This is a genomic window from Duganella zoogloeoides, assembly GCF_034479515.1.
GTDB lineage: Bacteria > Pseudomonadota > Gammaproteobacteria > Burkholderiales > Burkholderiaceae_D > Rugamonas > Rugamonas zoogloeoides.
Genome location: NZ_CP140152.1, coordinates 4,266,866 through 4,292,624, shown reverse-complemented (window position 1 = coordinate 4,292,624; position 25,759 = coordinate 4,266,866). Strand labels below are relative to the sequence as shown.

Annotated in this window: 26 protein-coding genes, 2 tRNA genes and 1 riboswitch; of the genes, 10 read left to right on the top strand and 18 right to left on the bottom strand. The window is 59.7% G+C overall.

The window, feature by feature from the left end; translation table 11 throughout:
- Positions 1-110: 110 nt before the first annotated feature.
- Entirely contained in the window at positions 111-1,262 is a 1,152-nt protein-coding gene (locus SR858_RS19000) for an acyltransferase family protein (protein ID WP_019924897.1), read from the top strand.
- Positions 1,263-1,502: 240 nt separating this feature from the next.
- Entirely contained in the window at positions 1,503-4,277 is a 2,775-nt protein-coding gene (locus SR858_RS18995; RefSeq protein ID WP_019924898.1) for a TonB-dependent receptor, read from the top strand.
- A gap of 18 nt (positions 4,278-4,295) precedes the next feature.
- On the opposite strand, the gene SR858_RS18990 is transcribed toward SR858_RS18995, so the two are convergent.
- A complete protein-coding gene (locus SR858_RS18990) occupies positions 4,296-4,781 on the bottom strand; it encodes a hypothetical protein (protein WP_026637852.1) in 486 nt (161 codons plus the stop codon).
- Between the two features lie 193 nt (positions 4,782-4,974).
- Here SR858_RS18990 and SR858_RS18985 point away from each other — a divergent pair, with 193 nt between their 5' ends.
- On the top strand, positions 4,975-5,199 hold the full coding sequence (locus SR858_RS18985) for a hypothetical protein (protein ID WP_019924900.1): 225 nt from the start codon (positions 4,975-4,977) through the stop codon (positions 5,197-5,199).
- Positions 5,200-5,232: 33 nt separating this feature from the next.
- On the opposite strand, the gene SR858_RS18980 is transcribed toward SR858_RS18985, so the two are convergent.
- From SR858_RS18980 to SR858_RS18970, 3 genes are all read right to left on the bottom strand, one after another.
- Entirely contained in the window at positions 5,233-5,562 is a 330-nt protein-coding gene (locus tag SR858_RS18980; protein ID WP_019924901.1) for a cupin domain-containing protein, read from the bottom strand.
- Between the two features lie 40 nt (positions 5,563-5,602).
- The gene (locus SR858_RS18975) at positions 5,603-6,316 is read right to left on the bottom strand and encodes a penicillin-insensitive murein endopeptidase (RefSeq protein ID WP_019924902.1); all 714 of its coding nucleotides are present in this window, start codon (positions 6,314-6,316) and stop codon (positions 5,603-5,605) included.
- 109 nt (positions 6,317-6,425) lie between these two features.
- Positions 6,426-7,541 carry an NADH:flavin oxidoreductase gene (locus tag SR858_RS18970; protein WP_019924903.1) on the bottom strand — a complete coding sequence of 372 codons (1,116 nt, stop codon included), beginning with the start codon at positions 7,539-7,541 and terminating at the stop codon, positions 6,426-6,428.
- Between the two features lie 100 nt (positions 7,542-7,641).
- Between SR858_RS18970 and SR858_RS18965 the strand changes: the two genes are divergently transcribed.
- Positions 7,642-8,037: a winged helix-turn-helix transcriptional regulator gene (locus SR858_RS18965; RefSeq protein ID WP_019924904.1), complete on the top strand. Its 396-nt coding sequence runs from the start codon at positions 7,642-7,644 to the stop codon at positions 8,035-8,037.
- A 904-nt stretch (positions 8,038-8,941) separates the two neighbouring features.
- Here SR858_RS18965 and SR858_RS18960 read toward each other — a convergent pair.
- Entirely contained in the window at positions 8,942-10,717 is a 1,776-nt protein-coding gene (locus SR858_RS18960) for an anti-phage dCTP deaminase (RefSeq protein ID WP_026637853.1), read from the bottom strand.
- 105 nt (positions 10,718-10,822) lie between these two features.
- Positions 10,823-11,641: a PDZ domain-containing protein gene (locus SR858_RS18955; RefSeq protein ID WP_084670246.1), complete on the bottom strand. Its 819-nt coding sequence runs from the start codon at positions 11,639-11,641 to the stop codon at positions 10,823-10,825.
- A 241-nt stretch (positions 11,642-11,882) separates the two neighbouring features.
- Here SR858_RS18955 and SR858_RS18950 point away from each other — a divergent pair.
- Positions 11,883-13,141 (top strand): IS3 family transposase gene (locus SR858_RS18950; RefSeq protein WP_322533750.1). Its coding sequence is split into 2 segments (ribosomal slippage): positions 11,883-12,222 and positions 12,222-13,141, totalling 1,260 coding nucleotides; the frame shifts between segments, so codons are not numbered across the junction.
- Between the two features lie 34 nt (positions 13,142-13,175).
- On the opposite strand, the gene SR858_RS18945 is transcribed toward SR858_RS18950, so the two are convergent.
- The 11 genes from SR858_RS18945 to SR858_RS18895 form a co-directional block, all read right to left on the bottom strand.
- Positions 13,176-13,748, bottom strand: coding sequence for a BRO family protein (locus SR858_RS18945; protein ID WP_154819737.1), 573 nt, complete (start codon positions 13,746-13,748; stop codon positions 13,176-13,178).
- 184 nt (positions 13,749-13,932) lie between these two features.
- Positions 13,933-14,008: transfer RNA gene (locus SR858_RS18940), tRNA-Lys, on the bottom strand.
- A 13-nt stretch (positions 14,009-14,021) separates the two neighbouring features.
- A tRNA-Lys gene (locus SR858_RS18935) sits at positions 14,022-14,097 on the bottom strand.
- An 89-nt stretch (positions 14,098-14,186) separates the two neighbouring features.
- Positions 14,187-14,942, bottom strand: a complete 756-nt coding sequence (gene ybgF / locus SR858_RS18930) for a tol-pal system protein YbgF (RefSeq protein ID WP_019920559.1) — start codon at positions 14,940-14,942, stop codon at positions 14,187-14,189.
- A 106-nt stretch (positions 14,943-15,048) separates the two neighbouring features.
- Complete coding sequence (gene pal / locus SR858_RS18925; RefSeq protein ID WP_019920558.1) at positions 15,049-15,582, bottom strand: peptidoglycan-associated lipoprotein Pal; 534 nt, start codon at positions 15,580-15,582, stop codon at positions 15,049-15,051.
- Positions 15,583-15,616: 34 nt separating this feature from the next.
- A complete protein-coding gene (tolB, locus tag SR858_RS18920) occupies positions 15,617-16,891 on the bottom strand; it encodes a Tol-Pal system beta propeller repeat protein TolB (protein WP_019920557.1) in 1,275 nt (424 codons plus the stop codon).
- Positions 16,891-17,880 (bottom strand): cell envelope integrity protein TolA, encoded by a 990-nt coding sequence (gene tolA, locus SR858_RS18915; protein ID WP_019920556.1) that lies wholly within the window; start codon positions 17,878-17,880, stop codon positions 16,891-16,893. Before tolA ends, tolB begins: the two co-directional genes overlap by 1 nt.
- 13 nt (positions 17,881-17,893) lie before the next feature.
- Positions 17,894-18,331, bottom strand: a complete 438-nt coding sequence (locus SR858_RS18910; protein ID WP_040377323.1) for an ExbD/TolR family protein — start codon at positions 18,329-18,331, stop codon at positions 17,894-17,896.
- Between the two features lie 29 nt (positions 18,332-18,360).
- Entirely contained in the window at positions 18,361-19,053 is a 693-nt protein-coding gene (tolQ, locus tag SR858_RS18905; RefSeq protein WP_019920554.1) for a protein TolQ, read from the bottom strand.
- Positions 19,054-19,068: 15 nt separating this feature from the next.
- On the bottom strand, positions 19,069-19,482 hold the full coding sequence (gene ybgC, locus SR858_RS18900) for a tol-pal system-associated acyl-CoA thioesterase (RefSeq protein ID WP_019920553.1): 414 nt from the start codon (positions 19,480-19,482) through the stop codon (positions 19,069-19,071).
- A 140-nt stretch (positions 19,483-19,622) separates the two neighbouring features.
- Positions 19,623-20,372, bottom strand: coding sequence for an SDR family oxidoreductase (locus SR858_RS18895; RefSeq protein ID WP_019920552.1), 750 nt, complete (start codon positions 20,370-20,372; stop codon positions 19,623-19,625).
- A gap of 158 nt (positions 20,373-20,530) precedes the next feature.
- Positions 20,531-20,654: riboswitch (ZMP/ZTP riboswitch) on the top strand.
- A gap of 96 nt (positions 20,655-20,750) precedes the next feature.
- Between SR858_RS18895 and glyA the strand changes: the two genes are divergently transcribed.
- The gene (gene glyA / locus SR858_RS18890) at positions 20,751-21,998 is read left to right on the top strand and encodes a serine hydroxymethyltransferase (RefSeq protein ID WP_019920551.1); all 1,248 of its coding nucleotides are present in this window, start codon (positions 20,751-20,753) and stop codon (positions 21,996-21,998) included.
- Positions 21,999-22,055: 57 nt separating this feature from the next.
- The gene (gene nrdR, locus SR858_RS18885; protein ID WP_026637049.1) at positions 22,056-22,529 is read left to right on the top strand and encodes a transcriptional regulator NrdR; all 474 of its coding nucleotides are present in this window, start codon (positions 22,056-22,058) and stop codon (positions 22,527-22,529) included.
- A gap of 189 nt (positions 22,530-22,718) precedes the next feature.
- Here the strand turns inward: nrdR and SR858_RS18880 are convergent, their stop codons facing one another.
- Entirely contained in the window at positions 22,719-23,429 is a 711-nt protein-coding gene (locus tag SR858_RS18880; protein ID WP_019920549.1) for a glycine-rich domain-containing protein, read from the bottom strand.
- Positions 23,430-23,629: 200 nt separating this feature from the next.
- On the opposite strand from SR858_RS18880, the gene pilV reads away from it, so the two are divergent.
- The 3 genes from pilV to SR858_RS18865 are packed head-to-tail and all read left to right on the top strand — an operon-like array spanning position 23,630 to position 25,744.
- The gene (gene pilV / locus SR858_RS18875; protein ID WP_322533744.1) at positions 23,630-24,202 is read left to right on the top strand and encodes a type IV pilus modification protein PilV; all 573 of its coding nucleotides are present in this window, start codon (positions 23,630-23,632) and stop codon (positions 24,200-24,202) included.
- On the top strand, positions 24,202-25,236 hold the full coding sequence (locus SR858_RS18870; protein ID WP_019920547.1) for a PilW family protein: 1,035 nt from the start codon (positions 24,202-24,204) through the stop codon (positions 25,234-25,236). Before pilV ends, SR858_RS18870 begins: the two co-directional genes overlap by 1 nt.
- Positions 25,237-25,252: 16 nt before the next feature.
- Complete coding sequence (locus SR858_RS18865) at positions 25,253-25,744, top strand: pilus assembly PilX family protein (RefSeq protein ID WP_040377493.1); 492 nt, start codon at positions 25,253-25,255, stop codon at positions 25,742-25,744.
- Positions 25,745-25,759: the final 15 nt, after the last annotated feature.

Below are 25,759 nucleotides of genomic sequence, written 5' to 3'. Positions count from 1 at the left end.
CAGGGCAGCCCCACTGTCCGTGCGCCCCCGATTCCCCGACCTCCGCTATGATAGCGACCTTGTTGGCAAGCTTGTCAGCGTATCAAGGACAAGTGAGGACACGGGATTACATGACTTCTGCTGTATTAAAAAAACAACACGAACCATCGCAGTTCGGCTACATCAACCTGCTCAAGGCCGTGGCCGCGCAACTGATCGTGCTGCACCACCTGGCGTTTTACGGCCCCATGGCCGATTACGTGCGCCCGGTGTTTCCCGACCTGATCGGTTTTCTCGGCGACAGCGCGCGCATCGCCGTGCAGGTGTTCCTGGTGATCGGCGGCTTCCTGGCGGCCAAGTCGCTGTCGCCGGCCGGCCTGCCGGCGCCTGCCCGTCCCCTGAGCGCGATCTGGCACCGCTACGCCAAGCTGGCGCCGCCGTTCATCGCCGCCACGCTGGTGGCCTCTGTCGCGTCGGCCGTGGCAAGTCGCTGGATGGTGCACGACTCGATCTCGGAGCCGGCCACGCTGGCGCAACTGGCTGCCCACGCGGTACTGCTGCACGGCGTGCTCGACTATCCTTCGCTGTCCGCCGGCGCCTGGTATGTCGCCATCGATTTTCAGTTGTATGCAGCGCTGGTGCTGCTGCTGTGGGCGGCCGGGGTGCTAGTCGGCAAACACGTGGTGCGGTGGCTGATGCCGTTACTGGTCGCCACAGGCATTACCATGTCGCTGCTGCATTTCAATCTCGATCCCGCATGGGATTCCTGGGCGCCGTATTTCTTCGGCAGCTATGGCCTGGGCCTGATGGCGTGGTGGGGCAGCGATCCTGCCCGCAAGCCCGGCGCGGTTACCCTGATCATGCTGGCGGCGCTGCTGCCGACACTGGTCGGGCTGATGCTGGAATTTCGCAGCCGCATTGCGCTGGCGCTGGTGGTGGCAAGCGTGCTGTTCGTTTGCGGCAGGATCAAGACGGCTTCCGACGGCAATGGCTGGACGGCCATCAACAAGCTGGGCAAGATTTCGTACTCGGTGTTCCTGATTCACTTCCCAGTGTGTCTGTTGGTTAACGCCGCCTTTACCCGTTTTGTCGATCCCGAACCGGAACTGCAAATGCTGGGCATGCTGATCGCCTGGAGCGCCAGCCTGCTGGCCGGCGCTGCCTTCCACCGCTGGGTGGAACTGCCGCTGAGCCGCGCGGTGCAGTTTCTCAGCGACAAGATCGATACGCGCGACTGGCTCAAGCCGGACAGCGGCAAGGCCGGTATTGTGACGTTGAGATAAGCGCAATCTTCATGGATGTTCAGCAAAACGCCGGCCATGTGCCGGCGTTTTTCATGGTGTAAGTTATATCATTTTAGAATATCAAAACACAAATAAATGATAGCTTGTCATTCCAGCCATAGGCGTAGTATTTCCCTCGTGCAGTCACAAAAACAAGCCACTGCACCGGAACTGCTTGCGGCATTACCTGGTGCAGGCAGTCATCCATGGCAATCAATAAATATAAAGATGGAGACTAAGATGGCAACACAACACGCAACCCTGCGCAAGACACTGCTGGCCGCGCTGATCGCCGACATCCTGCTGGCGGGCGGCGCCCACGCCCAAACTTCCGATGAACCCGTTGTCGATCCGTCCGCCAAGGTGGTCGTGAGCGGCATCCGCGCGTCGCTGTCGTCGTCGCTCAACACCAAGCGCCAGCAGGATGGCGTGGTGGATGCGGTCTCGGCCGAAGATGCCGGCAAATTCCCCGACACCAATATCGCCGAATCGCTGCAACGCGTGACCGGTGTGCAAATCCAGCGCAACGGCGGCGAAGGGCGCTACATCTCGGTGCGTGGCCTGGGGCCGGAATTCAACAACGTGCTGGTCAACGGCCGCACCATGACCAGCGATACCGGCGGGCGCGAGTTTTCGTTCGACCTGCTGTCGTCCGACCTGATCTCGAAGGCGCTGGTGTACAAGACCTCGCAACCGTTCCTGCCCGAGGGCGGCATCGGCTCCACCGTCGATATCCAGACCGCGCGCCCGCTCTCGGGCAAGGTCGGCCACAGCTCGGTGGTCAATGTCTCGAGTGCGTGGGACTCCAATTCCAAAAAATACACGCCCAACGCCAGCGGCATGTATTCGTTTGCCAACGAGGACCGCACGTTCGGCGTGACCGGCTCGCTGTCGTACACCGACCGCGCATCCAAGCAGAACAAGGCCATCAACGATGCGTGGAATTACCGCGATGTCTCGATGATCAACGGCGACCTCAACTCGCGCGGCCTGACCATGGCCGATGTCACCACCCGCAAGCTCTATATGCCGCAAAGCTACGGCTTCCAGCAGGAAGACGAAAGCCGCAAGCGCGTGGTCGGCAATCTGACCGTGCAATACAGCCCGTCGCCGACCTGGAAGCTGACCGCCGACGGCCTGTACTCGCGCCTCGACCAGAACAACAAGATCATCGCCTTCAGCGACTGGAACAACCCGGTGCAGCTGGGCGTGCAGTACGACCAGAACGACCAGGTGACCAGCTTCCTGCGTCCCGGCTCCACCTTTTACGCCAACAACCCGGCCATCGCCGGCGCCGGCAAGCTGCTGGGCGAGGCCAACTCCAACGACATGATCGCCAAGGGCGGCGACCGGCTGTCGGTGACCAAGGCCTTCGGGCTCAATTCGAAGTGGAAGGTGGGCGACGAGTGGCGCATCGAGGGCGATATCTCGACCTCGCGCACCACGTCCGATTCGAACGATATGTGGGTGGTGGCCGGCATGATACCGAAGAACGGCGACACGCTGACCTTCGGCAGCACGCCCACCATCACCTTCGGCGACAACATCGCCGATCCGAACAATGTCAGTGCCCACGCCGTCTCCAACGGCGACATTCGCAATACCGATAAGCTGCATGAAGGGCGCCTGAGCGCGGCCTGGCAACACGAGATCGGCTACTTCAAGGGCATCGACACCGGCCTGGCCCACTCGCAGCGCAAGGTCGATCGCACCAAGTGGGGCAACGACGCCTGGAATGCGTTCAGCGGCTACCACGTGAAATTGCCGTCATCGTTGTTCACGGTGCAGCAGATGGACGATTTCATGAATACCGGAGGCAAAGTCCCGAGCCAGTACCTGAGCTTTGATCCATACGCGTACATGAATTACCTGAACCAGCCGTCGCTGCTGCCGCAGTCGAACGACCCGGCCTACTATTCGGACCTGACGCGCTTCCCCAACGGCCCGATGGCGATCGACTACACCAAGCCGTCGATGTGGGGCGTGAAAGAAAAAGTGACCAGCATGTACCTCGACTCGAAATGGGAGGGCAGCGGCTGGTCGGCCAACGCCGGCGTGCGCTTGGTACGCGTGAAATCGACGTCCACCGGCATCAGCCGCGAACTGCTGTCGGCGGTGAAAAGCCCGAACGACACCACCTTTATCTCGGTGTGGGGCCCCAACCAGGTGACCACGGTACAGAACAGCTACAACAGCGTGCTGCCATCGGCCAACATCAAGTTCGACCTGCGCTCGGACATGCTGCTGCGCCTGGGCGCGTCCAAAACCGAGACCCGTCCCACGCTCAATCAGCTGGGCGTGGAAAACTGGTACGGCGGGCGCTTCGGCGACGTGCAGACCGGCGGCGGCAATCCCTACCTGAAGCCGATGCAGTCGAAGAACTTCGATGTCTCGTACGAGTGGTACCTGTCCAAGACCAATTACGTGAGCGCGGCCGTGTTCATGAAAAAGGTATCGGACTTCCTCGAGACGACCATCGTCGACATGCGCATCCCGCAGTTCAACGAAATCGTCCACGACTCGCGCGTGCGCAACGGCCAGAAGGGCAAGATCAAGGGCGTGGAGATCGCCGGCCAGTACGCGTTCGACACGTCGGTCGGCTGGCTGCAGGGCTTTGGCGTCTCCGCCAACTACACCTATGTCGATGCCAGCGCCCAGCGCGAAACCGATAACGTCGCCACGCCATCGTGCGGCTATCCGGGCTTGTCGCCGCAGTCGTACAACGGCTCGGTGTTCTACGAGCGCGGCGACTTCCAGGCGCGCGTGAGCTACAACTGGCGCAACCATTTCTCGGTCGATTGCGGCGGCGGCAGCACCCAGGCCCGCAACCGCTCGGCCTACGGCCAGACCGACGCCAGCCTGCGCTACAACCTCACGCCCAACCTGGCGATCTACGCGGACGCGATCAACATCGCCAACTCGCGCACGCACGAGTACGCGGTCAACGAGAGCCAGTTCCTGACGCTGGAGGATGTGGGGCGGCGGGTAAGTGTGGGGTTGCGGGCGGCGTTTTAAGCGTTGCCGGCGGGAGCGTCACTGTGGTGGTGGCGTTCCTGTTTCCGGCAACGGGTGGGTGTCAATGCGAAACCTGCGCGTCCACTTGAACGGGCGCCAGACGGCGCCCGGATCTGAAAAGAAGGGGAGGGCAAACGAGGCTTGCGGCAGCAAGGTCAGCGTATAGACCAGGCCACGGAAGAAGCGGAAGCGCACCGTGTCCGCCTCGGTCAGATCGAGATCCGAAAAAACGCCGGTCGAATACATCGCCCCGATCAATGCCGAGTCCAGCGTTTTGTAATCCTGGTCCAACAGGACGATGCGCAAGCCTTCTTCGTATGGCACGTCATCGGTCATACACAACAGCAGCAGATCACCCCATACCAGCGCCGCTTCCAGCACGGCGCCATCGAGGATCTTGCCGGTTGGCGTATCGAAAATCATCAGTTCGCAGGAAGGCGTCTGCTCCGATGTTGATGGTGTGATGATGCGCAGGGAGTAGTTGCAATCTGGGGTAACGTTCATGTGGTGGCTACGGAGTCTGGATTTTGTCAAAGGGCCGCGCGCGCTAGTTGGAAGGCTAGTGTATGTTGAAGTTGCTTGAAGGTAATTGTGGCGGGGCAGCGCTTTTAACGGTTGCCGGGGTTGGCGATTGTCCACGATGCGATTACCATGTCCAACCCTGAAGTCAATCGCATCAACAAGAGAGGATGGTCGCATGACCTACGAAGAATACCTGGATGAGGTCACCACGCTGATCTTCGAAAAATTTGGCGTGGCCGAGGCTGCGGCTGTAAAACTGGTGGTGGCGGCGCAGGACAAGGAGTTTTTTGTCCGGCACGACGAAAACGAGAGCTTGCGCACGGTCGAGCAGGCGCACCAGGATGCCAAGGCGATTTACGAAGCCTCGCAACTGGGCGTCAAGAAGGCGCCCAAGCGCTAAGCCACTCCCGCTGGCCGCCTGATTTTCACGGGATCAGTGGCGCAGTATGATCGTCACCAGCGCCACCGAATCGGCCAGCGCCCTGACTGCGTGGGGCACGCCACCGTCGAGGTATAACATCTCGCCGCCGTTGAGCGTGGTGGTGGTGGCGCCCGTGATGAAGGCGACCCGCCCGCTCAGGCACTGGAACGTGATCTCGCCTTTCACGTGGTGCTTCGGCATTTCTTTTCCGGCCGGGAGCACCAGCCGGATCAATTCGAGCTGCGCGGTCTTGGCCAGCGCGATCGCGGAAAACTGCGTAGTGTCTTCGCCGGCGCGCGTGAGCGCGACGGATTGACCTGACGTTACGTGTGCCAGGGCCATGATGTCTCCGATGCCGGGTGGGTAACACCGCAATTCTAGCTCACTTGCTGTAGTCCTTGAGCGGCCGGCACGGCAACGTGAAATCCACATGGTAGTGCTCGTCGTGCCGGATCCATGGCGTCGCCTTCATGAACGTCACCGAGTTGCGCAGGTAGGCGCCGCGCCTGGTGCGGTACAGCTGCGTCACCAGTTCCTTCTGGAAGATCACGCGGTTGATCGGCGCGCCGTGCAGTTTCGCTGCGACGGACAACTGGTACAGGTGTTCGGCCACGGCCTCGAAATCGATGTGCAGATCGTCGAGCTTGCCGCTGGCGTCGAATTCCAGTGCATAGCCAAACTTGTTGAGCGCATTCGATGGCAGCAGCACCGACTGTCCCTTACCGTCCAGCACCGGCACCATGAAGTCGACCGAGGTGCCGTTCTGGTGGGTGCGGTGCGGCTTGAAGGGGCCGCCGGTGGACAGGCCGGTTTCTCCGTAGAGGAAGCGGCTGGCCGGCAGGGTGCGGTAAGTGGCGGCATAAGCATCGACCACGATGTCGCGCACGCGCTGGTGGACGTAAGTCCTGCCGAGCGTGACACCGAGGCTGGCATAGACGCCATAGTTTTGCCCTTGCGCGGGCAATGGCACGGCGCCGCTGGCGCGCCCGTTGGCCGCAGTGCCATAACAGGTGCTGGCGGCGTGCGCTTCCAGCGCGGTGGCCACACCGCACATGGCCGTGCCAAGCGCCACCAGGATCGCGACCATTTTTTTCATTGTTTGCCTCGAACCGGCCCATGGGGTGAGCCGCCCGGTGATTCTAAGCCAGGCGCAGCGTTCACCCCTGATAGACCGCGCAAACGCTGCGGTCGATCATCGCGCCGGCTTAGACCAGTGCGCCCAGCGACGCCGGATCGAAGCCTTGCAGGTGTTCGCGGTTGATGCCGGCAATCTTGGCGGTCCACTGCGGATCGGTCAGCAGCACGCGGCCCACGGCGATCAGGTCGAACTCGTCGCGCTCCATGCGCTCGACCAGGCGGTCGATGCTCATCACGCCGGAACCCTTGCCGGCAAAGGCGTTGAGCACGTCTCCGTCAAGACCGACCGAACCGACGCTGATGGTGGTGGCGCCGGTCAGCTTCTTGGCCCAGCCGGCGAAATTGAGGCCGTTCTCGCCATCGATCCCCGGGAACTCCGGCTCCCAGAAGCGGCGCTGCGAGCAGTGCAGCACGTCGGCGCCGGCTTCCACCAGCGGCACCAGCCAGTCGGCCATGGCGTCGGGCGTCTCGGCCAGGCGCACGGTCAGGTCCTGCTGTTTCCACTGGCTCAGGCGCAGGATGATCGGGAAGTCGGGGCCGACGGCCTTGCGCACTTCGGCCAGGATCTCGCGCGCAAAGCGCGACCGTTCCTTGAGCGTGCGGCCGCCGTAGCCGTCGGTGCGCAGGTTGGTGGCGGCCCAGAAGAAGTGGTCGATCAGGTAGCCGTGCGCGCCGTGGATTTCGGCGATGTCGAAACCGAGGCGCTTGGCGTCGGCGGCGGCCTTGCCGAAGGCGGCGATGGTGTCGGCGATGTCGGCCTCGGTCATGGCCACGCCGCGTGGCTTGCCCGGCGCATCCAGGCCGGAAGCGCTTTCGACGGGCGCTGCCGGTTCCCACTCGCTGTTGCGGGCCGAGCCGGTGTGCCACAGCTGCGGGCCCATGCGACCACCAGCGCTGTGCACGGCGTCGATCACATCCTTCCAGCCGGCCAGGGCCGCGTCGCCATAAAAATGCGGAATCTTCGGATCGTTGGTCGATGCCGGCCGGTCGATGACCGTACCCTCGGACAGGATCAGGCCGGTCTGGCCGGCGGCGCGGCGCGCGTAATAGGCCGCGCTATCGGCCGTGGGCACGCCGTCCGGCGAAAACATGCGCGTCATCGGCGCCATGACGATGCGGTTTTTCAGGGTAAGCGACTTGATGGTCAAAGGGCGGAACAGGACGCTGGTATCGGTATAAGACATGTTTGAGCTCGTTAGTGACTGGAGTTCTCATGGTATATGATTTATACTAGGCGTCAATCAGGCACCTTGAAGTGCCTAGGTATCACCAAGGAAACCTGCCATGAACGAACTTGACCAGCACGACATCCCGCCCCAGTGTTTTTCCGCCGACTGTCCCAGCCGCGCGCTGTTCGACCAGGTGCTCGACAAGTGGTCGATGATGGTGCTGACGGTGCTCGACGGCGGCCCGGTGCGCTTCAACGCCATCAAGCGCCGGCTCGAGGGCGTCACCCAAAAGGCGCTCACGCAATGCCTGCGCCGGCTAGAACGCAATGGCCTGCTCACACGTCACGTGCTGGCGCTCTCGCCGGTGGCGGTGGAATACGAGATCACGGCGCTGGGCCACACCCTGTTGCAGCCATTCAAGGCCATGCACGAGTGGACGCTGGTCAAGCTGCCGGAAGTGGAAGCGGCACGGCAGGAGTTCGATGCGCGGCAGGCGCAGCAGGCGAGGTAGCGTAGGGACGATGCTGGCGCTGGCGCAGCCGGTGGCGTTTTGTCGCGCTGGGCGACTGCGCCAGTGCCCTGGCCCCTGGCATTGGCGTTGATGGGAAACGCCGGGCAGAAGGGCGACGTCCAGGACCAGAAATGCATCATAAACAAAAACGCCCACAAACCGGAGCTTGTGGGCGTTCTTGATGAATCTTGGTAGGCCGTGCGGGATTCGAACCTGCGACCAACGGATTAAAAGAACGTGAAGCAGCAGGCATCGTCCGATCGAATTCTACCATCTGTTTGGGCATCGCTTCGGGTACTTCCCTTATCCATGCTAGTCATATCGTCCTGAGCCGCTTAAGGACTGCAGTGAACTTGACGCTGCTGCTGATTGATCCGGCTTGACCACATTGTATTCGGCCGCGACCAGAGAGCGACCAGACAGGCTTATTTGCAATTTCAGCAACTGTGTACGGCCATTGGAGGGCGACATTGATGTGCGACGCCGCATTGGTGCCAGCGCGTAGTTTGCCGTGAGGGCGTTACTGGACCAGAACTGTACCGGCGTAAGCAGGACAATGACCAAGTGCGGCGCTCGTTCTTACGTGACGAGCAGTACTACCTGACTGCACAGTTTGCACACCTCCACTCTAGGGCATCAAGTCATTTCAGGTTACATCAGCGACAAATATGTGAGATCACCATCGTAACCAGCATAACGGTATGTCCGCCGGCGGGATAGTCGTGCTAGCCTGTTTTTCTCAATTCGCCGCATTCGATGCAGCATTACTGGCATCCTCTTTACGCGCAAGCGGGGATGCCAGCGCAGCTACCCCGACATATGACTGGGGCGTTCAGTATTGCTGAAGCTACCCGCGCAATTCGCTACACAGTTTTGCACAGTTAACTACAGCACCTAACATTACCTACTTAATTGAGTTGGTCCAAAGCGCAATTGCAGCCTTTTCAATGTCAAGATATGAGTGCGGGAGTAACGGTGTCCGGATTACAGCCGTCTCTTTTGACCACTCCAGCGTTCCTCCCTGTTTGCTCTTCCTCTTCAGTTTAGATCCTGATCCAAGATTCATGGAAAAGAGGTCAAGAAATCGTCTTGGTCCCACGCCGATAAACGGTTCGAACGTTACGAGGCTAGGATCGTGTTTTTCCTCCGGTTGAGTTTTAAGCTGGATGGACTCGGAGTGAAAATCGAGAGCTCGACTCTTAGGATAAGGTTCAACGTAGACCACACGCTCAATGCCCGCTGCAATGATGTGTTTTGCACAATTATGGCATGGGAATGTCGTGCAATACAGAATAGCACCCGCCGTTGGAATGCCAGCACGGCCACATGAAAGCAGCGCTTCCATCTCAGCATGAACGACGCGCCCAAACTCGGTTAAGTCCGAAATTTTACTTTGCTTCAAGAGCTCTTTTAGCTTATCAGACTGATCGCCTATCACTAGCCCTTCTCGAAGCGCTGAAGCAGTGATCTCATCAATTATTTCGATTTGAGTTCGCTTATTTGAGTCTTCTTCTCTTGTGTAATCTTTGCCGTCTGCTTGATCTTTTACCTTCCCGGTATCGGGATCAATTTCCGCCCAGTAGAGCCCGCCACCGGACCTTGGAACGTCGTTTGCGCCGGTAGCAATTATTTGCTGATGCTTCGATATCACTGATCCCACTTGGCGTGACAAGTCGCTCGATCTAACCGAACTATTAAACGCCATGAACATCGAAAATTCATCGAACGTAGGATTTTGGTATGGGTGTGAGAAGATTAGCTCAAGGAAACGCTGTATAGTATTTTTAACTTGATCACTATTTTTTCCTAAGTTCAGAAAAAAATCCGACAAATGGAAGGTATCACGTGTTTTTTGACCGTGATCGATACTTTCATCTTCATCGATTTTTATTAGCAAATCTGCGTCGGTAGAAGTGCATCCTTTATCCTCCGTGAGGAAGTGATGCCTTCGTTTAACATCTGCGTGAATCCCGAAGAGATAAAATCCGTCTCCATAGACTTTGCGTAGGAATGCCACCTCATCTGGATGCTTTAAAGAATTTATTATGTAAGCCTTCTTTAAATTGGTGGAGTTGCTTGTTCGTTTTTCTGCTATCAACTTTGCAGCACCTGCAGCAAGGATCGCGTTGTTTCCAGCGCGTTCACGATGAGCGTCTCCCGCGCTCATGTAATGGCGTATCCTGTCGTATTCGAGACCGCCGGAAGTATCCGGCGGCAGTATCTGCGACAGCCGAATCTCCTCAGTCGAGTAGCCAAAACCTTTAAGCCGATCTTTTAGCGGATCAGTAACCAGCTTCGATTCAGTTCCGACTGCACTTACCAGTCCAATGATTAGCTCACTGTTATTGACACCATGCAATAAATATTGGGTTTCTAACGACGCTTCAGCAGGTGGAGGTTCCTGAAGGACGGCTGCGGCGATCAGCGTTTCTTGAGTGCTGATGCTTGCAGCAGTCTCCGGTTGATCAGGATATAAAATCTTTAGGGTGTCCGCTTCAAGCCGTTCCTTTGCTCCCGCCTTGCCTTGAAATTGAAGGCTTCCTGTCGAAACAAACCAGCTGAGAACTGCTCCGTCTCTACGCAAGACCTTCTTATTAGTTTGCGATTCGTCCCATTCGGTGCCGATAGATTTCAACTGGGCTTTTAGTTGTTCAAAGGTTCCAGTATATTTTTTGCTCATAAGTACTTTCAAAGTAGTTTCTGAACCCGCACGATTAATTTTTTAAATCATATCCCATGAGGTACTTTTGCAGGTCACAGGTTTCTAAGGAAAAAATACTACAGTTCACAAATTAAGCTGAACAGATTTTTCGAGGCGCTGGCCTCGACGAATAAGACCGATGGATACGATTTTTCCTGTTCTATCACGTAATAGATCGTTAAACATTTTTGTGCCTGATATGCCGATACCATCCAGTGAGACGATGATATCGCCAACCAGCAAGTCTGCGTTGAATGCCGGAGTATCGTCCACTACCACGCGAACTACGGCACCCTTGTTAGTTTGTAGTTGTTGGCGCTCGGAATCGTTAAGATCACGAGTAAATAAGCCCAGCCCAAGTTTTTGCTTCACGAAAAAAATTGCGCCGTAATCGGATCTGTTGATAGCGATAGGAACATAGTTGGTGGTAGTGCCGTAGGTTGTTGTGGTCCCACTGCCGTACGCCGTTACAGGCCCTCCTGCACCGTATGCTGTCGCAGTGCCGGTGGAGTAGGAAGTGGTCGTCGTGGGAGTGGTGATAGGGATATTTGAGGTGATCGTGCCTGTATATTTGGGGTTCAGGATAAGGACAAGGTCTGCGCCGACTGTCTGTGCTTGGCGAACGGCCGAATCTTCGGTTTCAGGACGGCCGCTATTAAACATCGCGTTACCGATCATCGCGTATCCGCGCTTCGCGTACGCGTCCAAGATGGTTTGCGGGTCGCCTGGCTGGGCTCGTTCAACAATTGGTGCTGCCGGTGGCGGCGCGGCTCGCTTAGCCGCGATGGCCTCAGGCGTGGCTCCGGCGACTGGTTTATAGAACGTTGTGTAGCCGCTAACGCACCCACTCAGCAATGTCGCGAGCATGACTACCGACAGCGAAGCTGGCAATAATTTTCCCATTTTGGACCCTTGGATATTTATGAACGGTGTTGGTACACCGTAGTTATTTTTACTTCTGGTTAAGTATGAACGTTGCGTGACGATTTGTCATCATCTAGACGTGAGTTGTCAGGAAGCGGCCCCTTCATTACTTCGACGAAGGCGCGTTAAAGCCGGGGAAAAGCAGGCGCATGAGATAGCCCCCTGATTCCCCGGACACAGCCTATGCGTTATTCTTACGGATAGGAATAGGACTGTGCATATGACTAGGAACAAGCAAACAATCGAAGTGGTGACGGTGAGCGAAGAGCGCCGCAGGCGCTGGTCAGCCGAGGAAAAAGCGGCGCTGGTACGCGAGACATACGAGCCAGGCATGAATGTGTCGTTGGTCGCCCGCAAGCACGGCGTGGGTGCGAGCCAGCTGTTCAATTGGCGCAAACTCGAACGCGAAGGTGCGTTGACGGCGGTCACTGCCGGTGAGTCGGTCGTGCCGGCGAGCGAACTGGCCGCCGCACGCGCTCAGATCGCTCAGCTGCAGCGCATGCTCGGCAAGAAGACGATGGAGGCGGAAATTCTGAAGGAGGCCGTCGAGTTCGCTCGCGAAAAAAAGTGGATTGCGCGCTCGCCCTTGTCGGGCAAGGACGACCAGTGAAGCCGGTTTGTTCTGCCCTTGGCGTAGCGCGCTCGCATATTTCGCAAATGATGATTCGCCCTACCGACTGGGTCGATGGCCGCACCGTACAAACGTTTCATCAACCTGCTGACGCGATCCTGGTCGACGCGGTGCGCGCCGAGATCACTGCATTGCCGACGTATGGATATCGTCGTGCAGGCGCTCTGGTCAACCGCACACGCGCTTTGGTGGGGCTGCAAACGATCAACCATAAACGCTTTTACCGGGTGATGAAAGAGAACCGTCTGCTGCTGGCAAAAGCGCCAAAACGCCCAGTTAGCAGCCGCGTGCACGACGGTGTGGTGTCGGTGGCCGAATCGAACCAACGCTGGTGCTCCGACGGCTTTGAGATCGCTTGCGACAACGGCGAGGTGGTGACGGGCGTCTTCATGAAAGACTGCTGTGATCGTGAGATCATCGCGTGGCGGGCCTGGGGCGAACGTGGCCTGCCTGGCGAGCCGGTGCGCGACATGTTGGTGGAGGCGGTGGAGGCCAGATTTGGGCAGGCCAACGTGGGATCGGCCAAACTGGAATTTTTGAGCGACAACGGCGGTGCCTATCGAGCTCATGAAACGCATGCGCTGGCACGCGCGCTAGGCATCGAGCCGGTGCATACACCGGTGTGCAGCCCGCAATCGAACGGCATGGCCGAGCGCTTTGTGAACACGTTTAAACGGGACTACGTCAGCTTGATGGACCGCAGCACTGCCGAGGTAGTGCTGGCCCAACTGCCAGACGCATTTATGCATTTCAATGAGGTGCATCCGCACTCGTCGTTGAAGTTGAAATCACCTCGCATGTATAGGAGGGAGCTGGCACGCCGGGCTCAGGAAAGCGGCGTTAATTAAGCGACAGGCTGTGTCCGGTTATACGGGGGCAAGATCACTCAGTGATTTCTTCGCTGCGCTGCGTCTGTAGCTCTTGGCGGCGCGTTTGAGCAGCAAAGTATGTTTGAGCAAACGCCACCTGCTTCTTCTTCGAGTCGCCATTTTGAGCAATTAGATAGGCACCATATCGGGTGACGTTAACGTCGCGGATTCGAAGTTCTACGCCGCCTTCGGTATCAACTTTTTCATGGATCTCAGCGAAGTGTTCATTAATCGTGAGGCCGCTTTGATTGCATGCGATGTAGGCGCGCTTTATCACTGGCTCAAAGTGATTCCATGATCCGTAGCCCAGGAGCTCCATTAGGTCGATGGCGCTCCAGTACTCTGTGCCGTCAGGTGTTCTCTGCGCAGCTCCTTCGAAACCTGCCATGACTTGATCTGAGGTGCCAAGGAAGGGTGGCTCGTCCTGTTGCGGTGCCTGGACGGGAACCGCAGCTTTGACCATTTCTGCGGCGGCTTCCGGCGACGTTGGAAAGGGCACCTCACCCGCGAGCATGCGGCGAATGTTCACTAGCGCTGCTCTTGCCGTCTGGCGGCTTGCTGGTACACCGTCATCGTCCGTTGACATGATTCCCCCCTTAATTACAAGACTCGATTTTATACCTCTTCCGTATGGCTAAGCATTGGCCTTGGCCTGTTAATTTTTTGGAATTTTTTTTACTAAGGGGGCGGAGCGCTTCCGGTGCGACCAGAGGGCGACCAGAAACAAAAAAGCCCACGAACCGAAATTCGTGGGCTTCCTTGATAATTCTTGGTAGGCCGTGCGGGATTCGAACCTGCGACCAACGGATTAAAAGTCCGCTGCTCTACCAGCTGAGCTAACGACCCAAGGGTGCTTCGGTGGTAGGCCGTGCGGGATTCGAACCTGCGACCAACGGATTAAAAGTCCGCTGCTCTACCAGCTGAGCTAACGACCCCCGAAGAAGCGAGATTATAGGATGTTTCAGCACATCCTGTCAAATGCCTGCCGGACAATTTATTTGTCCGGCAGCCTCAACGCACGCGCTTACTTGCCGCCGAGGCGCTGCTTGGCCGTCACGGCCGCCTGCGAGTCCGGGAACTGTTTGATCAGGTCCTGCAAGGTCTTCTTGGCCGCCTTGTCTTTCAGCTCGGTCTGGCAGCTGGCGATGTTGAGCATGGCGTCCGGCGCTTTCGGGCTGTCGGCGTAGTTCTTCAGCACCACTTGCTGGGCCGCGATGGCGCTCTTGCAGTCACGCTGGGCGTAGAAAGAGTTGCCGAGCCAGTACTGCGCGTTCGGCGTGTACACGGAAGCAGGGTACTGGCGCACGAAGGCGGCCAGGGCATCGCCGGCGGCCTTGTAGTCGCCGGCCTTGAACTGGGTCATGGCGGCGTCGTAGCTGCGCTCTTCGCTCGGATCGACCTGGGCGGTTTTGCCGTCCACGTTCACTTCGCGCGGCTCGAGCTTGCGCATGCGCGTGTCGAGGTCGGTGTACAGGTCGCGCTGGCGCTTCTGGGCCATCGATACTTCATTGGCCAGCACTTCGATCTGGCCGCGCAGCTTGGCGATCTCCTGAATCGTGTTGTCGTTCTGATTGATCATGTCCAGCGTGCTGGACTTGTCGGACTTGGTTTCGAGGCGGGCGTTGGTTTCGACGCGCAAGGCTTCGACCTTGGCGCGCAGGTCCAGCAGGGCCTTGCGGGCTTCGTCGTCATCGAACAGGCCGGCATGGGCTTGCAGCGGCAGCCAGGTCATCGCAGCGAGCACGGCGGCGGAGACGCCGGATTTGGAGAGTTTCATCATGTCGGGCGCTTTCAACAAATCAAAATGGAAACGGGGCGATGCCTGGACTTGGGAACCAAGTCCGGGTACCGCCCCGTATTATGCCTGTGACCCGGCAAAAGAGAAATTACTTGTAAACGATGTCGGCGCGGCGGTTTTCAGCGCGTGCGGCTTCATCGGTGCCGGCAGCTTTTGGCTTCTCTTTGCCCAGCGACACGGCTTCGATTTGCGAATCGGACACGCCCAGCGTGGTCATGGCTTTACGCACGGCTTCGGCGCGCTTCAGGCCCAGGGCCAGGTTGTACTCGGAGCCGCCGCGGTCATCGGTGTTACCCTGGATCAGGATCTGGCGCGATTTGTTTTTCGCCAGGTAAGCCGAGTGGTTTTCCACCACTGGACGGCCGTCGGCGCGCACGCTGTAGCTGTCATAGTCGAAGTACACGCTGCGGTTGGCCAGCACGCCTTTTGGATCGTCCAGCGGGTCGAGCGACTTGGTTTCAACTGGCGCCACGGTGCGGGTGTCCGCTGGTGCCGTTGCCGGGCCGGTCGCTGGACGCTCTACCACTGGTGGCGGGGTGTTTTCCTTGATCGGGGTCGACGAGCAGGCCGACAGGATCGCTGCCGTGGTCAGGACGAGGGCTAAGCTGCTGATTTGACGCATGAGTTTCTCCTAGTAACGTTAGATTTTGATTGTTTTACTGCATGAACGGACCCCAGGTGGGCTCCTTGATGTTGCCCGCCTGAGTGGTCAGGCGTTGCTTCACACGGCCATCCACCGAGACCACGGCCAGCGACTTGCGGCTGCCTGCCGTCGTGGCGTACATGATGTACTTGCCGTTGGGCGCGAAACTTGGCGACTCGTCGCTGGTCGTATCCGACAGGCGCGTTTCCTGGCCACTGCCCAGGTCCAGCACGTACAGCTGGAAGTTGCCGTCGCGGCGCGAGATGTAGGCCAGGGTCTTGCCGTCCGACGACACGCGCGGGCTGGTGTTGTAGGTGCCGGAGAAGGTCACGCGCTTGGCGTCGCCGCCGCTGGCGCTCATGCGATAAATTTGCGGGCCGCCGCTGCGGTCGCTGGTGAAGTAGATGCTCTGGCCGTCGGCCGACCATTGTGGCTCGGTATCGATGCCGCCGTTGCTGGTGACGCGGCGCAGGTTGCTGCCGTCGGCGTTTACCGTGTAGATCTCGTAGTTGCCGTCACGCGACAGCGCCACGGCCAGCTTGTTGCCGTCCGGCGCCCAGGCTGGCGCCGAGTTATTGCCTTTTTCATTGGCCACCACGGTGCGGGCGCGGGTGATCAGGTTCTGGATATAGACGACCGGCTTTTTCTGCTCGAACGACACGTACGCGACCTTGGTGCCGTCCGGCGACCACGACGGCGAAATGATCGGCTCGTTGGAACGCAGCGCCAGTTGCTCGCCTTCGCCATCGGCGTCGGCAACCATCAGCATATTGCTGCGGCCTTCCTGTTTTACATACGAAATGCGGGTGGAAAAAGCACCGCGCACGCCGGTCAGCTTGAAGAACACATCGTCGGCGATCAGGTGCGCGGACAGGCGCGTGAACTGGGCGGTCACAGCCTTGTCCAGGTTGGAGATCTGCGATTGCTTGACGGTGTCGTACAGTTTATAGCGCACGTCGTAGCGGCCATCGGCCATGGCGTTGACGGTGCCGACCACCAGCGCATCGGCGCCCTTGGCTTTCCAGCCGCTGTAATCCACGTTGTTGACGTCGCTGATCACACCGGCATCGATGATTTTAAACGCGCCGCTGCGTTCGAGGTCGGCCTTGATAATGGCGGAGACCATGTGCGGGGCCACGCCTTCGTTGGCAAAGCCGGCCACGGCGACGGGGATCTGGTTGCTGCCGGCGCCCGAAATTTCGATGCGCATCTGCGCCTGGGCGCTGCCCATGGTGGCCGCGATGGTCAGGCCGGCGTAGAGAATGATGTGTTTAAATTTGGTTTGCATTAGTGCATATCCTTCATGTTGAAGTTCAGTTCCAGTTCGCGCTCTACCGTACCATCTTTTTTCTTCGGGAGCGGTGACGATTTGGCAATTGCGTTCTCGATCGCACTGTCGTACGCAGGCGAGGCGCTGCCCTTGATCTTGCGAACGCCAATAATTTCACCGGTTGGCAACTGGGTGATCTTGTAGGTTGCCGTCAGCGTATCGTCTGTGCCGCCATAGACCAGGTTGTTCTTGACCTTGGTACGGATCGCTGCCGAGTAACCGCCATCAACCTTGCCGCCAGTCGATTGCGCAGCCGTCCCGGTGGCACCCTTGGCGGCCGAACCGGTAATCCGGCTCATTTCCGCAGCAAACGCCTTATCCTTGGCGGCCTTGTCAGCCTTGTCCGCCTTTTCCTTGGCCAGTTTCTCTGCGGCGGCCTTTTTCTTGGCTTGCTCGGCGGCGAGTTTCTTCTCTTTCTCTTCCTGTTCTTTTTCTTCCTCTTCCCGGGCTTTTTGCTCGGCAAGTTTTTTCTGCTCAGCCTTCTTCTTGGCGTCGAGCTTGGCCTGCTTCTCGTCCGCCTCTTTCTTCAGCTGGGCTTCCTTGAGTTCCCTGGCCTCGGCGATCTTCTTCTCTTCCTCGAGCTTTTTCTTCTTTTCCTTCAGGCGTTCGAGGGCGATGTCGGGTGCTTTGGGCGCAGGTGGCACTTCCACCGGCGGTGGTGGTGGAGCTTTGACCACGGGCGGCGGCACGGGTTCAGGCTCCGGCGCCGGAGTCGGTTCTGGATCAGGTTCCGGTTGGGGTTCCGGCGGGGCGGCGGGGGCGGCGTCCTGCACCGTCATGTCCCAGATTTCTGCCTGGACTTCGGTCGGTTCGGTGTTCTGCCAGCTCACGCCCACCCACAGGAACAGCAACAGCACCGCGTGCACCGATACGGCAAGTATCGTTGCGCGCCAGCCGTTGTGTTGTCGCGGCACCTTGTACGGGCCGCCTGCGGTAGGGGGATTCATCTATTCAACGTTCTTATTGAGTGGCCAAACCCACGCGGGTAATGCCCATTTTTTTCGCTTCCGAGATCAGCTGGATCACGTCGTCGTACTTGCTTTCCTTGTCGCCCGAGATCAGCACCGGGTAGTCGGGATGCTCGTCGTGCAAGGTGCGCAGCTTTTTCACCAGCGCGTCGCGGCTCGGCGCCGTTTCCGGCGCGTCCGCATCCTTGCCCTTGACGCCGATCGACAGCGCGCCGTTGGGCTTGATGACGATCTGCACGTAGTCGCTGGGCGGCTTGGTCGATTTTTCCGCGTGCGGCAAGTCCACCACCGAGGCGTCGTTGGCCGACGGCATGACCATGAAAATGATCAGCAGGCACAACATCACGTCGATGTACGGCACGACGTTGATTTCGGACTTGAGCTTGCGGCCACGGCCGCCGCGCATGCTGCTGTTAAAAGAAGAACCCATGATCGCTCTGCCTTATCAAATGCCCGCGCTTAGCGCGACTGGCGTTGCAGGATGTTGGAGAACTCTTCGACAAAGCTCTCGAAGCGGATCGCCAGGCGATCGATATCGTGCGAGAAGCGGTTGTAGGCCACCACCGCAGGAATCGCCGCGAACAGGCCGATGGCGGTAGCGATCAGCGCTTCGGCAATGCCGGGCGCGACCGCTGCCAGCGTGGCTTGCTGCACATTGGCCAGACCGCGGAACGCGTTCATGATGCCCCACACGGTACCGAGCAGGCCGATGTACGGCGACACCGAACCGACCGAGGCCAGGAAGGCCAGGTGCGATTCCAGTACATCCATTTCGCGCTGGAAGGCAGCGCGCATGGCGCGGCGGGCGCCGTCCAGGATGGCGCCGTGGTCCATGGTTTCACGGCTGGCGGCGTAGGCGGCCTTGCTCTTGATGAATTCGCCCATGCCGGCTTCGAAGATGCGGGCCAGCGGGCCGCTGCCAGCGCGGTCCTTGCCAGCATTCTGGTGCAGCGCGTGCAGGTTGCCGCCGGCCCAGAAGGTTTTTTCGAATTCCACGGTCTGGCGGCGCGCGGAACGCACTGCGAACAGCTTGCTGAAGATGTAGGTCCAGCTGACCAGCGAGATAATGAGCAACAACGCCATGATCAACTGCACGATCAGGTGGGCATTGGTGATGAGGGAGATGAAAGAGAGGTCTTGGGTGACGTTCATTGTTTATCAGTCTGATCAGTCGGAGATTACGTAGTGACGCATTTTTTCGGCCACGGCGGATGGTATGGCGCGCAAGCGCATGGTGGTATCGACGCAGGCGATGGTCACCTGGGCCGAATTCAACAATTGCTCGCCACACCATGCTTGCTGCTGGAATGCAACCGATGCACGGCCTAGTTTTTGGATGCTAAGAGTTAATTTTATTACGTCGTCAAGCTTTGCAGGCGCATGATACTCCGAGGTCACACTTTTGACGACGAACAACACGTCATGTTCCTGCTGCAATGCGCGCTGGTTCACATTGAGGTGGCGCAGCCATTCGGTACGGGCCCGCTCGAAGAATTTCAGGTAGTTGGCGTAATAGACGATCCCGCCGGCGTCGGTGTCTTCGTAATAGACCCGGACATTCCAGTCGAACTGTGCTGGCATGTTGTGTTGATTGCAAATAAGATTGAGCAACATTCTACGCGAATTTATTGCTCTGGTTGAAGGAAGGACGGGCCAATTGCGTCCTTCCCCTGCAAAATTCAGCGAAATTTAAGTTTTACTGTCCATTCGCCGCGCCGCGCTTACAGCGTGCGCTTGATGTTGAGCGGGCCATAACCCTGGCAGGTCGGCATCATCTCGATGCGGTTGATATTGATATGCGCGGGTAGGGTGGCGATCCAGTACGCGGTGTTGGCGATATCGTCGGCGGTCAGCGGCGTGGTGCCTTCGTAGACCTTGGCGGCAGCCTCGTCGTTGCCCTTCATGCGCACGTTGGAAAACTCGGTACCGCCGCACAGGCCCGGCGCCAGGTTGGTGGCGCGCACGCCCGTGCCCACCAGGTCGGCACGCAGGTTGAGCGTGAACTGCTCGACGAAGGCCTTGGTCGCCCCATACACGTTGCCGCCCGGATAAGGCGTATCGCCGGCGACCGAGCCGATATTGATGATCGTGCCGCTGCCGCGCTTGACCATGTCCGGCAGGATGGCGCGCGTCATCGCAACCAGACCGCTGATATTGGTGGCGATCATGGTGTCCCAGTCTTCCAGCGACGATTCGTGCGCTGGCGTCACGCCCAGTGCCAGGCCGGCGTTGTTAACCAGTACGTCGATCTGGCGCCAGGCTTCCGGCAAACCAGCCAGCACGGACGCGATCGACGCACGGTCGGTCACATCGAGCACGACCGGCAGGGTGGCGTCGCCCAGTTCGGCGGCCAGGGCCTGCAGGCGGTCGGCGCGGCGGCCGGCGATCAGGACTTTATGGCCGTTTTGAACGAAGATGCGGGCCATGGCAGCGCCGAAGCCGGCGGAGGCGCCAGTGATGAAGACGATCATGAGGGTTCCTAGAGTGAGTGACAGGGTGGCAAAATTGTAGCTGAAATGCCCAATGTCGCCCGGCGATGCCGCAAAATGCCGATGTTGCAAATTAGATCAGCCCGCCTTTCGCGCAAATTTGCTCAAATCTGGCGCATAAATTACAATCCGGGTTCCATTACGTCTCACGTAACTGGCGAAAAGCTGCGGGCAGCCCCAAAATGGTGCGCTGGTCCGTCGGCGAAAGATGGACATCCATCGGGAAACGTGAGATTTCAACAGCCGTTCGCCTGGGCAGCCCATCGATGGAATGCACGAAAGAGGCTGCCTGTCCGCTTTGGCTTCCCTCATTCGATCCAACCTGCCAGCAACAACGTTACTCATTATTGGAGTTTTTTCATGTTCGCAAAAGATCACACCCTCGCCAGCGTTGACCCGGAACTGTTCGGCGCCATCCAGAACGAAAACACCCGCCAGCACGACCACATCGAACTGATCGCTTCCGAGAACTACACCTCGCCAGCCGTCATGGAAGCCCAAGGCTCCCAGCTGACCAATAAATACGCCGAAGGCTACCCAGGCAAGCGCTACTACGGTGGCTGCGAATACGTGGACGTCGTCGAGCAACTGGCGATCGACCGCGTCAAGCAGCTGTTCGGCGCGGAAGCGGCCAACGTGCAGCCGAACTCCGGCTCGCAGGCAAACCAGGGCGTGTTCTTCGCCGTCCTGAAACCAGGCGACACCATCATGGGCATGTCGCTGGCCGAAGGCGGCCACCTGACCCACGGCATGCCATTGAACATGTCCGGCAAATGGTTCAACGTGGTGTCGTACGGCCTGACCGCTGAAGAAGACATCGACTACGACGCGATGGAAGCGCTGGCCAAGGAACACAAGCCGAAGCTGATCATCGCCGGCGCGTCGGCCTTCTCGAAAAAGATCGACTTTGAGCGTTTTGCAGCCGTTGCCAAGGCAGTGGGCGCTTACTTCATGGTCGATATGGCCCACTACGCAGGCCTGATCGCTGCAGGCCTGTACCCGAACCCGGTGCCGCACGCCGACTTCGTCACCTCGACCACGCACAAATCGTTGCGCGGCCCGCGCGGCGGCATCATCCTGATGAAGGCCGAGCACGAGAAAATCATCAACTCGGCCATCTTCCCCGGCATCCAGGGCGGCCCGCTGATGCACGTCATCGCCGGCAAGGCAGTGGCTTTCAAGGAAGCGCTGACGCCTGAATTCAAGGCTTACCAGCAACAAGTGGTGATCAACGCCGACGTGCTGGCCAAGACCCTGATCAAGCGCGGCCTGCGTATCGTCTCCGGCGGCACCGAGTCGCACGTGATGCTGGTGGACCTGCGTCCGAAGAACCTGACCGGCAAGGAAGCCGAAGCGATCCTGGGCACCGCCCACATCACCACCAACAAGAACGGCATCCCGAACGATCCGCAGAAGCCGTTCGTGACCTCGGGCATCCGCCTCGGTTCGCCAGCGATGACCACCCGTGGTTTCAAGGAAGCCGAAGCGGAAGAAGTGGGCAACCTGATCGCCGACGTGCTGGACAACCCGCACGACGCCGCCACCATCGAGCGTGTCAAAGCTGCTGTTAAAGTGTTGGCCGACAAGTACCCGGTCTACGCCAAGTAATCCCCTGGCGCGCCGGCGGTCACCACCGGCGCGCCGTTTCAATATTCAGTGGCTCATATGAAATGTCCGTTCTGCCAGCATGACGATACCCAGGTTCTCGATACGCGTGTATCCGAGGAAGGGGATGCCATCCGCCGTCGCCGTCGCTGCACGAAATGTGATAAACGATTTACCACGTACGAGCGCATCGAGCTGGTGATGCCGGCCGTGGTCAAGAAGAACGGCAGCCGTACCGAATACTCGGCGGAAAAATTGCGTGGCAGCCTGTCGCTGGCCTTGCGCAAACGCCCCGTGGCGGCGCCCGCCGTCGATGCGGCGGTCTCGTCCATCAAAGAAAAACTGCTCACCAGCGGCCTGCGCGAAGTCGATACCGGCTACATCGGCGAACTGGTCATGCAGGAATTGCAGTGCCTCGATACCGTGGCCTACATCCGTTTTGCTTCCGTCTACAAAAACTTCGAAGACCTGGCCGAGTTCCAGAATGCGATTGCGGAAGTGGGTGAGGAAAGCAAGCCGCGCAAGACCGAGTAGGGGCCTGACCGGTCCTCCTTTGCTGTGTTGCAGCTCCTGCTGTACCTTCGTACCATCTTCGTCGCTGCTGCTCGCGCGAAAGCTTGCGTCAGGCGCGCCTGGTCGCTGCAATCTCCGCCACCGCAGTCACTGCTATTCCCGCCGCTGTCGCCATCGCTGTCACTGCTGTCGCGGTTGTGTCGGGCGCGCCTAGTCGCCGCCACCACCGCATCCTCCGCCACCGCAGCCGCCGCTGTCGCCACCGCCATCGCTGTCGCCACCGCCATCGCTACTGTCGCCACTCCCGGTGCCTGAGCCGCTGTCGCCACCGCCGAGGTGGGCACCGCAGTAAGTATCGCCGCCACCACCATCGCCTTGACCGCCCTTGCGCGCGACGCCGTCGCAATCGGGCACGTACACGAAGCCGTTCGGGATGGCCAGCTTGCTGTCCAGCGCAAACAGCAACGGCAGCCGCGACGGATGGCGCGGATCGATATTTTCTTCGGCGCAGGCCAGGCGCCAGGTGCGCCGGATGCCGTCGTTGCCACGGTGGCGCTGGTCAAGCGCGATGGCCGGAGTGTGGTGCAGGGTGCCGCCGAATGCCTTGCGGCAAAACTGTTCGTAAGCCCGGGTGTAGAGGATGAATTCGTGCCACAGGTCGTCCACTACCTGCGACGGCATCGACACAAACTGCCCGCCGCTTTTCAGGTGGACCAGGAAGAACTGGCGCAGTCCCTGTGCCACCAGGTGGCAATCCTTGGGCGTCAGTTGCGGATGATGAACACGCAGTGCTTCGAACAATCCTTTCGGCAGCAGAAACTCGCGGATGGTGGCCTCGCGCCGGGTGCGGCGCTGGCGCTGCCAGACGAAGCCACCACCGCCAGCCAGGCAGGTACCAGCAAAGACAAGGAGAAAACTCATAATTGGCCCCGATCACATGGTGGCCCATGATTGCTTAAAAGTTAACCGAATGCAAGCGTGTCGTCTTACCGCTTTACTGTCGTGTTCGCCAACTGTTGTCAACCGGCCGAACCCGAGCGCACGCTTGATCCATCGCAGATCTCAGCCATAAAGCACTGCTAACGTCGAACCCTGTCCTCGTCATGTAGCGGAGGTTGGCCGTGCGCTCAGGTACAAAGTTGTGGTCGGTTGGGGGCTTCACCCTGCTCGAGGTGCTGATTGCCGTGTTCGTGCTGGCGGTGGGCATCGTCGGCGGGGTGTCGATGCAACTGGCGGCCATGCGCGCGCGGCACCAGAGCGCCTTGCTGGCGCAGGCATCGCTGCTGGCGACCAGTATGGCCGAACGCCTGCGCGCCAATCCGTCGCAGATGCAATTGCCCGATGGCGCCAATCCCTACCTGACCCTCGACTACGACGTGCTCGACCAGCCTCCGCCCGCGCCGCCGGCCGTGCTGTGCTACGCCGATGCCTGCAACGCGGCCCAACTGGCCTGGTTCGACCTCTACGAAATCAAGACTGCCCTGCGCACGCACCTGCCCAGCGGCCGCGTGGTGATCTGCCGCGACGCCGGCCTGTGGAGCGGCGGCACCTTGCTGTGGCCTTGCAGTGGCGGGGCCGGTGCACCGCTGGTGATCAAGGTGGGCTGGCGCGGCAAACGCGCCGACGGTAGGCCGCAAGTCGATCGCACCGGCCAGCATGTGCCGGGCGTGGCGCTGCCGGTCGGAGCACTGTGATGAAACGCGTGCGCCACCAGGGCCTGTATCCGAGCACGTTAATGAAGTGCTCGCGTAAGCAAGGCCGATCTCGGAGCAGGTTCATAAAGCTCACGCGCCAGGACGGCTGGAGCCTGGTCGAGCTGCTGGTTGCCGCCGGCCTGGGGCTTTTGTTGACCTTGTTGGCTGGCAGCCTGCTGCTGGCGTCGGCCGGCAACTATCGCCACCACGCCGAGAGCGCCTGGCTTGACGATGGCGGCCGCTATGCGCTGGAGATCATGGCGCAGTCGGTGCGGCAGGGCGCTTACGTCAACTGGGACAGCACGACCGCGCCGGTATCCATCGCCGACGATGCGCCGGCGTTGATCAGCGGCTGGGATGCGCACAGCCTGGGCAAGGCCAGCTACGGCATTGCTACGCCGCTGCCAGCTGTTGCCAACGGCAGCGATGTGCTGGCCGTGCGCTTTGCCGGTCACGGCCAGGGCATCAGCGGCGATGGCTCGAGCATCAACTGCGGCGGCTTCGGCGTGGCGGCGCCCGATGATGGCGACGCGCTCGGCTGGAGCATCTTCTATGTCGCACTGGGCGAGGGCGGCGACGGCGAATTGCGCTGCAAATATCTGGGCAATGGCAACTGGGGCGCGGACGCCATCGTGCGCGGCGTCGAATCGTTCCAGGTGCTGTACGGCCTGGACACCGACCAGCCTGCCGACGGCGTCCCCAACCGATACTTGAGCGCCACCGCCATCCGCGCCCTCGACAACGCGCTGGCGCCAGCAGGCGCCACGCCAGAAGAACAACAGCGCGAACTGCAGCGGCGCAGCCACTGGAAACGCGTATGCACCGTCAAGCTGGCCTTGCTGCTGCATGGCGACGGCAACACCCGTAGTGACACCCACGCCATGCAATTCGACCTGTTCGGGCCGGCGTATGCAGACGGCCACAGCCAGGACCTGGGCACGCGCCTCATGGAAGCGCAGATCCCGGCGACGGAGCGATGGCGGGCGCGGCGCCTGGTGGGACTGACGGTCATGCTACGCAACAAGAGCGGGTGACACCATGGTCACGACCATGCGTACGCAACGCGGAGTAACGGTGGTGGTGTGCCTGGTCATGATGTTGCTGGTCATGCTGCTGGGCGCGTCGGCTGCGCGCCTGGGTTTGCAGGGCGAACAGGCCGCGCGTGGCGAGCGTGACCGCGAAATCGCCTTCCACGCGGCGGAGGATGCCTTGGCGGATGCAGAGCGCAGTATTCAAAACGGCAGCGCCGTGGTGGCGCAGGACGCCTGCGGCGTCGATCCCGCCTGGCAGCACGCCGACCTGGGCGGCGACGATGGCGGCGGCTGCACCGTCGAATACGGCGAGGCGACCGGCGCGACGATGAAGACCGGCATGGGATTGCTGCCCTTCAAAAAGCCGCGTTACGTGATCGAAAGCCTGGAATGCCACGAACCCGGCACCGACGCAGCCGATCCACAGACTTGCTACCGCGTGACGGCGATCGGCTTCGGCCCGAAACCCGGCACGGAAGTAGTGTTGCAGAGTGTGTTCATAGCTGAGTGAGGGATAAATGGGTAC